Source organism: Ruegeria sp. I3, from assembly GCF_056532525.1.
Genome location: NZ_JBQFNI010000003.1, coordinates 613,115 through 624,834, shown reverse-complemented (window position 1 = coordinate 624,834; position 11,720 = coordinate 613,115). Strand labels below are relative to the sequence as shown.

The window sequence follows — 11,720 nt, the reverse complement described above, 5'->3', positions numbered from 1 at the left end:
GGTCCGCTCGTGCTGTAAAGATACGTTTCCCCGTTAAACGTTTTTAAAGCCGTATCGCCGATACCTGAATCGAGCGCTGCGGTCCCCGTTGCCACCACTCTTTCGAACTGAAGCATCATCGCCCATTACCCCCTGCCACCCCTGGCAACACATACAGGATGAAACGATGTTCGGTTCTGAACCAGAACAGAAATGTGGTGAAAACAAGGACTTCAGTTCCAGATTAACTCAAATTTTTCGCAGCGGTCGAATGGCTCAGAAGATCAAACCACAGACCAGATCGGCCGAAAACAGCATATCACGCAACGACCAGCGTCCATCTAATGAGAGGGCAAAATGACCAAAGATACCGTTTCGACCAATAAATCGACCACGGACGCCGGGCCCGATGCGCAACGTACGCGCCATATCCGCAAATGGTTCGACAAAAAACTTCAGCGATGGGTAGGACGCGGGGTTGCTGGCGGCCTTGGCTCGACACTATTCGCATTACCAGCTCTTGCGCAGGCCACCGATGAACAGCTTGCGTCTCATCAGTTTGCTGAGTCAATTCCGGGCGTTCGGGTGGCAAAGCTGCTTTCGAATGGCGACGTGCAGCTGAAACTGACAGATGGGCGGACGATTGTTGTCTCTGCCGAGAACGTACAGATTCTGGAAAACGGCACCATAATGGTTGCAGATGAAGTCGTCGGCGAAATTGCACAATTAGTTCTAGCCGCAGAGGCCGCAGGTGCGACCGCAGCGACCGCTGGTGGCGTAAGCGGTGCCGGGCTGGCCTTGGGCGGGCTGGGAATAGCCGGTGCTGCAGCTGCCGGTGGCGGAGGCGGCGGCGGTGGAGACAGCGACGATGAAACTGATGCCGAACCCACCGTTACCCCCTCACCTCCTCGACCGCCCAGCCTGAACCTGGCTGAGTTGCAATCAAACGCATTGAGTAATCTCAGCAGCCAAACAACAGCGCCGGAAGGAACAACGACTGTAGAAGTTACCATCGGATCGGTGACAAAATCAGTCACTCCTGCAGGCGACGGAAGCTGGAGCGTTTCACTGACGCAGGCCGAGGCAGCGGCCCTGCCTCAGGGGATCTCGGATGTTTCTGTGCGCCATCTGGATGGTAGCGGGATGGAGCTATCGGCTGAAACCGCAAGGTTCGACGTTGATACCATTCCGCCGGTCCTGACCATCGATACATTCTCGGCGGGTGCGGTAATGAATGCTGCAGAACAACGTACAAATCTCGAAATCTCTGGCACAACGGATGCCGAGAATGGGCAGACCGTAACGGTAGCGATTGGTGGGCAATCCTATAGTGGCACCGTTTCGGGCGGCGGCTGGAGCGTTTCGGTGCCCGCTTCAGATCTTACCACGCTGCCAGACGGGTCAAGCGTCACGGTGACGGCTGATGTATCGGATCGCGCAGGGAACCCAGCAGCTCAGGCCAATGGAAGTTTCGACACTGATCTGACTGCGCCTGATCTGACACTAAACCCAGTGGGTGGCGGTTCAATAGATCTGGCCGATGTCGTTGGGGATCTTGTCTTGTCGGGCACGACCACAGCTGAAAACGGCCAGGTGGTCAATGTATCTTTCGACGGTCAGGATTACACGGGTTCTGTATCGGGCGGCAGTTGGTCAGTGACGATCCCGAATGCCGATTTGTCTGGTTTGGCAACCGGTGTGCCCGCATCCGTTTCAGTTGCCGTCAGCGACACAGCAGGCAATTCGGCAACACCGATATCGGTATCCGTTCCGGTCGATCTTACGGGCCCATCAATTGCAATCACTCCCTTGTCGGTCGGGGCTATCCTGAATGCGGTCGAAACCGGATCTGACCTGGTCGTAAGCGGGACAACAGGGAACGTAACCGACGGGCAGCAGGTAACAGTAGCCCTTGATGGGCAGACTTATACCGACTCGGTCTCGGGCGGCAGTTGGAGTGTGACAATCCCCAGCGCCGATCTCATTGCGCTTGCCGATGGCGGAGATTTCAATATCACAGGCGACGTGACGGACGCCGACGGCCTTGTCGCCCCGCAAGCCAGCGTCAACTTATCCAAAGATGTCACCGCCCCAACTCTGAGTATCGACAGTTTTTCGGACGGAGCGGTTTTGAATGCTGCGGAACGTGGTACGGACTTGACCATTACGGGCACTACATCCGCCGAAGATGGTCAGACAATCACCGTAAATCTGAACGGCCAATCCTACACAGGACAGGCCTCAACCGGGGGGTGGTCGGTCAGTGTCCCCTCGGCGGATTTGGCGGCGCTACCCGATGGGGCCACGAACAGCGTGACAGCAGATGTCTCGGATGCCGCCGGCAATCTGGCGATACAGGCGACCAACAGCTTTGACACGGACTTCACCGCCCCGTCGCTCGCCATATCATCACTGTCAGGTGGAGCTGTAATCAACCTGACCGAACAAGCAACGGATCTGGTGGTCTCGGGAACTTCTGATGCGGCCAATGGTACGCAAGTTTCGGTACAGATCATCCAATCCGGAGGTGCGGTTCTGACCGGCGGAACCGCCACTGTAAATGGTGGCATCTGGACATTCACAGCGGCTGCTGCCGATTTGAGCAGCCTGCAGGACGGGCAAACGTATGACGTGAACGCCTCAATCACGGATGCGGCTGGCAACACGAATGCAGCGACTACCAGTTTCAGCACCGACCTCAGCGCACCAACAATTGCATTGAACCCGCTTTCGGTTGGATCGGTTCTGGATATCGTTGAACAGGGAACAGACCTCAATGTGTCGGGGACAACAAATGCCGAGGACGGGCAGATTGTAACGATTAGCCTTAATAACCAGACCTACAGTGCGGTGGTTTCCAGTGGCTTGTGGAGCACAAGCATTCCTTCGGCGGATTTGGCCAGTTTGGCCGATGGAGGCAATTTTGCGGTCACGGCATCGGTTCAAGACGCCGCAGGAAACCCGGCAACCGATGCGACAACCATGTTGGCCACGGATTTCAAACCTATCCTCTACATCGATGATCTGGGTGCCAATAGTGCCGTGTCGCTGAGCGATGCACAAAACACTGGAATGACCGTATCAGGCAGTTCCGCAGGCCTGTCAGCCGGACAAGCGGTCGATGTTACACTTAACTCGGTCTCGCTTGGTTCGGCGACGGTTGCGGCCGATGGGAGCTGGACCCTGTCCGCGCCTGCCGCAAGCTTTGCCTCGATTGAAGCGGGAGACGCCCTCGATTTCGAAGCACAGGCGACAGTCGCAGGCGGCCCCGATCCTGATCCGGTGTCCGAACACGCAATTGCTCATGTTCCGGCGGCCTACACCATCGTTGAAGCCGGTCGCAGCGGAACGACAGTGACGTTCGAGGTCTACGCAGATTCCGATCGCGATATCTCAAGCGGTCTGGCCTTTACCGCCGAGCTGGGGTTCGATCCTTCGGTGGCGACCTACGATAGCGGCTCCGAGACAGAAAACCCTGACTTCAATCTCTTTCTGGCTAACCCGAATGGAGGTTCCGCAATCAGTTTCGCGGGCGCGGCCACGAGCTATGGGGATTTATCGCAGCCTGTGGTGACATTTACCATGACAGTTCAGGACGCGAACCAACCCATCGTCTTGACGTTGACCACTCCAGACGGAGGGCCATCACAGCTCCATCTCGGCACCAGTGGGAATGATACCATTACGGGCTCGGATGTTGATGATGTCATCCGCGGCAACCAGGGCGACGACACCATAGATGTGTCCGGGGGGGGTCGAGACGTCATCGTTTTCGAAGCTGACCCATCTTCAAATGGCATTGATACGATCAATGGTTTCACACTGGGCCCAGCAACCAGCGTTTCTGACGCCTTGATGTTCCAGGGGTTGAATACCACATCGCTTCGCGGCGACGGGACCGGTGTCGAGACCTTGGTGGCCGGCGGCACAATTGGTGCCAACACCGGTTTCATCGGGCTGGAGACCACGCTTTCGGACCTTGATCTGGATACAATCACTAGCGCAGCCGAAAACCTGAATGGTGCTCAATCAGGTGATGAGATGTATCTGCTGGCAACGGACGGCACTGACAGCATTCTGGTCAAGGTTGACTATTCTGGCCCAGATTCGGCGTCGGTCGAAGCGCTTGCACAGTTCGACGGCCTTTCCGATCTGAGCAGTTTGTCCGACGACAACATCCTGATCACCGACCCAACTGGCGCTTCGGCCTAAACGGCGCACGTAGCTTGGGGCGATGCACAAATGTAGCCTCGCCTCTTCAGGACAAGAGGATCACATGGCAGAGAACGGCCTTTTCCCAGTCAGCCTTGTACGGCACAGGAATCGATTCTGGCGCCGGTTCACATCATACCAATTTGTTGCAGAGATGGACGCCTGTCCCATCGTCATCTCAGAAGTTCCGCAAATTGCCACATCTTTTCCGATTGTGTTCCTGTCAAACCAAACAGGTTTTTCTCCCGTCGCACTATTCTCAGTCATCCCGGAAATGGCACCGCCCTTCGTCGACCAAAACGGTCGCTGGCTTGCGCCTTATGTGCCCTCAGCGTTGCGTTGCTTTCCATTCCAGGCAGAAGCTATGAAAAAGGGCGGCTCTCGGTCACGTCTGTTTGTCGACGAGGATTCAGGGTTGGTTACACATGACCCTAAAGACCAACCATTTTTTACAGTGGACGGACTTTTGACGCAGGATCTCTGCCGTGTGCGCCGCTTTCTGCAAAATCGCCTGGCCTCGGCAAACAAAACGGACCAAGTCTGCTCTTTGATCGCTGAAATGGGTCTGCTTGTACCACTGGACGAACAGAATGGCGTCACTTTGACCGAGGGTTACTGGGGCGTTGATCCAATTCTGCTGGAACGATTGCCCGAGTCTTATAAATTGGCCCTGCTTTCCAGCGGCGCGCTACGGTTGATTCACGCTCATCAAGTATCCCTGTCGCATTGCGTTTGGCTGTCCAGTGCACAGAGCCAATCAGGCACGAGGAGTTCAGAACAAAACGACACCATTGGCGGATTCATGACTGCACTTGCTGAAGAGGTTCGGCACGGACAATGCAAGGAGGGCGCGATCCATGCAATGGGTTAAGTTCGGGCTTGGAATCCTTGGCATAACAGCGGGGTTACTGTCAGTTTCAGCCTGCACCTCAACGCCCAACCTTGCCGATGTCGAGACATCTTTAACGCGAGGAACGACCGGAGCAAGCGCAACAGCGCGATCAAAAGAACTTTCAAAGAACGCTTTTGACCAACAAGTGCGACAGGCTGTTCAGAGCAGTTCGATTGTGGCACGAAGTGGGTCCAAAACAAGGACAATCCAAGCTTACCAGAATGCCGCTGGCGGTGCATTTTTGGCTCAGGCTTTATTGGGGTTGATAGCACGGCCCGTTCAGACGAACTCCATTAGTAGTGAAGTGCCGTCTTACTTGCGGGTATCAAACGGTCATGAATCTAGAATGGGTGTATTGACCGCGAAATCCCGAGTGTCGGGTAAGAAACGCAACGACATGCAGCTACAGGAACGGCTGATTCTGGCAGAACAGAACTTCGCTTTGGCCAATTACGCCTCATTGAGCCTAACTGAGCGCATTCTGGATTTTCCGAGGTTCACGATGGACGCGCTGGATAAGTCGCTATGAATGTTGATCGTGCAACTCTGACCGAACTGGAAGCTTGCTTGTTGAATGTCGCGGCGACACTTGAGCGACCGTTGACAGTGGCAGCACTGAACGCCTGCCAATCTGGTGATACAGGTGAGTTGACCGTGCGCGATGCGATGCACGCGGCACAACGAGCAGGCCTGCAGGTCGGGTTTGGTGCGCGAAAGCTGTCGGCATTTGATGCATCGCTGGCACCTGCGATCTTGTTGTTGGAAGGCGATCGCGCCGTTGTGTACCACGGGCGCACGCGCAATGGCGATCTATTGCTTTACGACCCCGCTTTGGATGACGGTATCGGAGAGGTTCCCGAAAGCGGCGTGGGCGAAGTCTACACGGGCTATGCATTGTTGTTTCGACCCTTGCACCGCGACGAGGTTAACGCAGATCAAGCGGATCAGCGGGGTCATTGGTTCTGGTCGGCACTTTCCGCAAACCGCTGGTCTTACGTTCAGGTGGCGCTGGCTGCGGCGATGGCAAACGTTCTGGGGCTTACGACCTCAGTCTTTATCATGATCGTCTACGACCGGGTTTTGCCCAACGAGGCGACCGAGTCGCTGATAGCTTTGACGCTTGGCGTGGGGTTGGCGCTTCTTTTTGACTTCGCGCTGAAGCTCCTTCGCGCGGGGTTCATAGATCGCGCCGGCCAGAATGCTGACATGTCCATGGGACGGCGAGTATTTGACCAGGTGCTGAATATTCGCATGTCGTCCCGAACGGGCTCAACGGGTGCAATGGCCAGTACCATCCGCGAATTCGAAACTTTGCGTGAATTCTTCACTTCTGCCACACTCGTCGCTGTCGTAGACTTGCCATTCATCGCGGTTTTCATATTCGCGATCTATATGGTGGGCGGCCCGCTGGCGCTTGTTCCAGCACTCGCTGTACCAGTCGTTCTTCTCAGCGGACTGGCTGTTCAACCGATCCTGTCGCGTCTTGCTGAACAAAGTTTTGCAGACGGACAATCCAAGCAATCTGTTCTGGTTGAGGCTGTATCAGGCTTGGAAACCATCAAGACAACCGCCGCCAGTCGGCAGATGCGAATGCGGTGGGAAGGTGCAATTGCACGCCAGTCAAACTACGGATCACGCAGCAGGGCCGTTACTCAATTTGCCCTGAACCTAACTGGATTTACTCAGCAGGCCGCGCAAGTTCTTATCGTCTTTTATGGTGTATTTCTGATCACGGATGGCCAGACGAGCATGGGGGCACTTGTTGCGTCGGTGATGCTGACCGGCCGTGCCCTGGCACCGCTGGGACAATTGGCGCAAACCCTGACACGTGTCAATCAGGCACGCAGTGCCTACCGCAATCTGGACACGTTAATGCAGGCGAGCAATGAGCGGCCTGAAGGCAAATCTTGGATCAGCAGATCCGAGTTTTCCGGGCGGATAACGTTTAACAATGTTCATTTCGCATATCCTGATCAAACGGAAGACGCGATGAAAGGTGTTTCATTTACAATCGAACCCGGTGAAAAAGTCGCTGTCCTGGGCCAGATTGGGTCGGGCAAGAGTACGATTGCGCGACTGCTGTTGGGCCTCTACCAACCGCGCGTGGGCTCGGTGATGTTGGACGGGCTGGACATTCGCCAGATTGATCCCGGCGACTTGCGGCGAAATATTGGTTCAGTCTTGCAAGACATCTGGCTGTTTTCCGGTACCGTCCGGGAAAACATTGCCAGCGGGTCGGTGCGCCCGCGTGATGATGAACTGATCCGTGCAGGGCGCATTGCAGGTGTCGAAGATTTTATCGCGCGGCACCCACGGGGCTATGATCAGCCTGTAGCCGAACGAGGAGAAGGATTGTCAGGTGGTCAAAGGCAGGCGATTGCATTGGCCCGGGCGCTTATCGGGCATCCTCCTATCCTGCTGCTGGATGAGCCTACGAGTGCGATGGACGTCAAATCCGAATCCGAAATTATACGCCGCCTTAAAAAGACCACGCCAGATACCACGATGATCATTGTGACGCACCGAACCAGCCTGCTGGAACTGGTTGATCGGGTCATAGTGATTGAGGATGGCAAAATTGCGATGGATGGACCCAAAAACATCCTGACGCAGGCAGTTCGCAAACCCGGGAGGCATCTGAATGTCGCGGCATCCTGATCTGGAAAGCCTCGCCCGTGAAATGCGTGGAGGGTCACCGCTGCGGGGATCATTGCTGCTGCTCCTGATACTCAGTTGTTTGATAAGCGCCGTCGCCTGGGCTCATTTAACTGAACTCGACGATGTCGTGAGGGCAGATGGGCGTATCGTGCCATCCGGCGATATTCAGGTGATCGAAGCGACCGAACCCGGTGTTTTGCGGTCCGTTCACGTGCGCGAGGGTCTGGTGGTTGAGGCTGGTACATTGCTGATGGAGCTGAATACTACTCAGATCGAACGAGAGTTGAGCCAAGAGCAACAGCGTGCCTTTGGTTTGATGGCCCGCGCACAACGACTACGTGCCGAAATCGATGGGGCTGAGCTTGAGTTCGACGACGATCTTCTGACTGGCGCGCCAGATGTCGTGCGGTCGGAGACTGCGCTGTACCACGGTCGGCAAGCAGAACTTGAAGCTGAGATTGCAATTCTCTCTCGACAGCGCGAACAGCGGCAACGCGAGTACGAAGAGGGATTGGTTGACCAGGTCACGTCAACCGAGACCCTGAATGTGTTGGCCGATGAGCGCGCTATGATGGTGCCATTGGTCGAACAGAAGATGGAACCGGCAACAACCCTTTTGGCCCTGCGCCGTAGCGAGGCGGAATGGAAAGGCCGCAAGGTCAGAGCAGAGGCGATGATCAACCGGTTGAAGGCCGGGCTGGATGAAGTGGATGACAAGGTCCGCGCGACGCGTAGTCGGTTTCGTAGTGCCGCACTAACTGATCTGGCTTTGGTTTCGGCAGAGCTTGCCGCCTTGCAACCTGCCCTACCCTCTTTGCGTGACCGTGCGTCTCGCGCGCTGATCCGGGCCCCCGTACGGGGTGTCGTAAACCGGATTCACCGGACGACGATCGGCGGGATGGCCCGAAGCGGTGAGGAACTGATTGAGATTGTTCCGTTGGACGACAGATTGTTGGTGGAAGCCTATGTCCGGCCCAAGGACATCGCCTTCCTGCACCCAGAGCAAAAGGTCAAAATCAAGATCACGGCCTACGATTTTTCGCGGTACGGCAGTCTGGATGGTGAGATCGTTCGAATCGGTGCCGACACCATCACTCGCTCGGAACGAAGTGAAGAAGAGGTTTTCGTCGTCGAAATTCAGACGTCAGACACGATGTTGGATGCGGGTGGTACAGCGGTTGAAATCATCCCAGGAATGATCGCTCAGGTCGATATTCTGTCAGGCCGAAAGTCAGTTCTGGATTATCTGATCCAACCTGTTCTGAAGATAAAAGACGAGGCGCTGCGCGATTGAAGAGAACGACAGATGGGCAGCAGATAGCAAAGCACCAGCCGATAGACATCTTAGGCGTCGGGGGGGACCGACGACTAAGACCAGGTCACGTCACCAAGAAAGATATATCCCGCACCATATATCGTTTTAATAAGGCGCGGGTTTTTGGGATCTTCGCCCAGCTTCGTTCGCAAGCGGGAAATCCGAACATCCATAGCGCGGTCAAAGCTGTCACCTGCCCCGCCACCCAACATGTCCTGCATGCGCGCGCGGCTGATCAGGCGTTTGGGACTTTCAAGAAACAATCGCAGAACCTCACCTTCGGCATGACTGAAAGGTGTCTCGACGCCATCGGCATTGATCAAGACATATCGATCAAACTGTGCTGTCCAACCATTGAATTCGGCTATGTCTGAATTCGGCGTTGCTGGTCCAGTAGAGCGTAGCCGGGCGCGGACCCGAGCAATTACTTCGGCTGGATCAAATGGTTTGGTGATGTAATCATCTGCGCCAAGCTCCAATCCCGTTACCCGGTCCTGTACCTGAGCGCGGCCTGAAATGATGATGACGGCAGCACCTTGCTCAAGCGCAAGTTTGTGCACAAGTGCAAGACCGTCGGTATCCGGCAATGATAAATCCACCAAACACAGATCCGGAGTGACCCTTTTCAGCGAAGCTTCAAATTCACGGGCACGTGAAAAGCTTTGAGTTTGAAACCCGGCATCTTCCAGCGCTTCCGTTAGGATACGGCGGATTTCAGGTTCGTCATCGAGAATGGTCACCAAAGGTTGTGTCATTCAGGCGGCCTCGGTTCGGATCAACGCCGACAATTGCGACGATGTGAATGGTTTGCTTAGGACAGGTGCACGGGTCAATGCCTGATGATGTAGCGGGTCATTTAGCGGCAGCGACGTCATCAGTATACAGGGCAACGCACCATTCAGGCGGTCGACAATGTCGATCCCAGTGCCTTCGCCCTCCAGCTTAATATCTGATAGAACCAGCGCGATATCACCGATTTCCGACGTCAAGGTCAAAGCTTCATCGACCGAGCTTGCCTCGATCACCGAACACCCCAAATCGACCAGCATGTCCCGGAACTGACTGCGCAGGTCATCGCTGTCTTCAACCAACAATACGAGACCCGCTTGCGCGGACGGGGCAGGACGGTAGGGCAAACGTATCACGACCGAAGCACCAGAAGGCGTGTTGCGCAAATTAAGGTCACCGCCCGCCAGCTTTACCGTGTCGTAGACCATTGGAAGTCCCAACCCCGAGCCATCGCTGCCTTTGGTGGAAAAGAATGGGTTTAACGCTTTCTTTAATGCTTCCCCGGTAAACCCCGGGCCAGTGTCCGACACCGTGATCTCAACCCATATTGTCCCGATTGCATGCGCAGTGATCGTGATCTGGCCCGATGTGCCGCAAGCATCCCGCGCATTCAGAACCAGGTTCAGCAGTGCATCCTGAACCATGCCGGGATCGAGCATCAGCGCCTTGTCGGGTAGAGTATTGACCACCGACAACCCCATGCCCCGCGGCAAGGACGGGGTGGCAAGGATTCGCAAATCCTCAAGTAAACCGCGCATATCCGTCGCCTGAGGTTGCGGCGTGCGATTGCCGGTCATGTCTGCGATGCGATTCAGCAGTTGCCCCCCGCGTCGGGCAGTTTGTTGCGTAGCCGTGACTAGCTGATCGGCTTCCTCGGGTAGATCCATCCTCTCTAATCGCGCCTGCATGCCCAGAATGATGGTCAGCAAATTAGAAAAGTCATGGGCAAGCCCGCTTGTCATCTGCGCCGCCATGGCTCTGCGCCGCGTTTGCTGAAGGGCGACACGGGCTTGAGTTTCTTCGGTGATATCCACCGACATGACATAAACACCACCCGCTTTATCCGGGGTGAATGATACCCGAATGCGGCGTGAATCCTGATCTTCGGTAAACTCGAAAACCGAAGGTTGGCCTCCATAGGCCTGTTCCAGATGTGGCTTTACCCGGTCATAGGCAGATGACCCCAAAGCCTTTGATATATGAAGGCCTAGAATGTCAGACGGACGGCCGGGCATGACCGAACTGAGGCGGCGGTTTGAGTAATCGTATCGTCCATCGGCATCCAGATGCGCGATATGAGCCGGCATCATCTCGGTCGTCATCCGCGTGCGGGCCTCGATCTCGGTCAGTTGACGCTTGGCTTCTTCCAGCGCTGTGATGGTTGCGGCCAGTTTGCGGTTGGTTGCGGAAAGCTCTTCGGCATGGCTCAGAAGTTGGTCAGACAGTTCTTCTGAACGGGCGCGCAGCAAATCTTCTACCCGCTTCGTGCGAGTTATGTCGGTATAGACGGCCACCCAACCCCCATTGGGCAAAGGTGCACCTTCAACCGAGATCACCTGACCATTGGGCCGGGTGCGCTCCATATAATGCGGCTCGAACGCGAGGGCCTGTGAAACGCGTAGCTCGACCATCTCGTCAACATCGCCGACCGAACCGTATTCCCCGCGGCTAGCGAGAAAATAAATTGTGTCGCGAAACAGAGCCCCCGGCTCGACAAGTTCGTTTGGCAGGTCGAACATTTCCTGAAACCGCAGGTTGCTGACAACGAGACGCAATTGGCTGTCATAAATTGACAGCGCCTGACCGATCAGGTTCAGGCCAGCCGTGGTCATCGCCTTGATGCGCTGTTCGGAAATGTCCAAATTCATCCTCCCC

At 55.7% G+C, this 11,720-nt stretch carries 7 protein-coding genes; 5 read left to right on the top strand and 2 right to left on the bottom strand.

Translation table 11 applies throughout. The features are described from left to right. Positions 1 to 336 precede the first annotated feature (336 nt). The 5 genes from ACR0L9_RS11305 (at position 337) to ACR0L9_RS11285 (ending at position 9,035) form a co-directional block, all read left to right on the top strand. A complete protein-coding gene (locus tag ACR0L9_RS11305; RefSeq protein WP_480895684.1) occupies positions 337 to 4,191 on the top strand; it encodes an Ig-like domain-containing protein in 3,855 nt (1,284 codons plus the stop codon). A gap of 64 nt (positions 4,192 to 4,255) precedes the next feature. Continuing rightward, positions 4,256 to 5,062, top strand: coding sequence for a SapC family protein (locus ACR0L9_RS11300; RefSeq protein WP_480895683.1), 807 nt, complete (start codon positions 4,256 to 4,258; stop codon positions 5,060 to 5,062). 367 nt (positions 5,063 to 5,429) lie between these two features. Next, a complete protein-coding gene (locus ACR0L9_RS11295) occupies positions 5,430 to 5,612 on the top strand; it encodes a hypothetical protein (protein WP_480895682.1) in 183 nt (60 codons plus the stop codon). Beyond that, positions 5,609 to 7,741: a type I secretion system permease/ATPase gene (locus tag ACR0L9_RS11290; RefSeq protein WP_480895681.1), complete on the top strand. Its 2,133-nt coding sequence runs from the start codon at positions 5,609 to 5,611 to the stop codon at positions 7,739 to 7,741. The genes ACR0L9_RS11295 and ACR0L9_RS11290 overlap by 4 nt, the downstream gene beginning before the upstream one ends. Beyond that, positions 7,725 to 9,035, top strand: coding sequence for an HlyD family type I secretion periplasmic adaptor subunit (locus ACR0L9_RS11285; protein ID WP_170646926.1), 1,311 nt, complete (start codon positions 7,725 to 7,727; stop codon positions 9,033 to 9,035). The genes ACR0L9_RS11290 and ACR0L9_RS11285 overlap by 17 nt, the downstream gene beginning before the upstream one ends. Before the next feature lie 74 nt (positions 9,036 to 9,109). Here the strand turns inward: ACR0L9_RS11285 and ACR0L9_RS11280 are convergent, their stop codons facing one another. Beyond that, the gene (locus tag ACR0L9_RS11280) at positions 9,110 to 9,811 is read right to left on the bottom strand and encodes a response regulator transcription factor (protein WP_170394537.1); all 702 of its coding nucleotides are present in this window, start codon (positions 9,809 to 9,811) and stop codon (positions 9,110 to 9,112) included. Then, on the bottom strand, positions 9,812 to 11,713 hold the full coding sequence (locus ACR0L9_RS11275) for a PAS-domain containing protein (protein ID WP_480895680.1): 1,902 nt from the start codon (positions 11,711 to 11,713) through the stop codon (positions 9,812 to 9,814). It lies immediately after the preceding gene. Between the last annotated feature and the right edge of the window lie 7 nt (positions 11,714 to 11,720).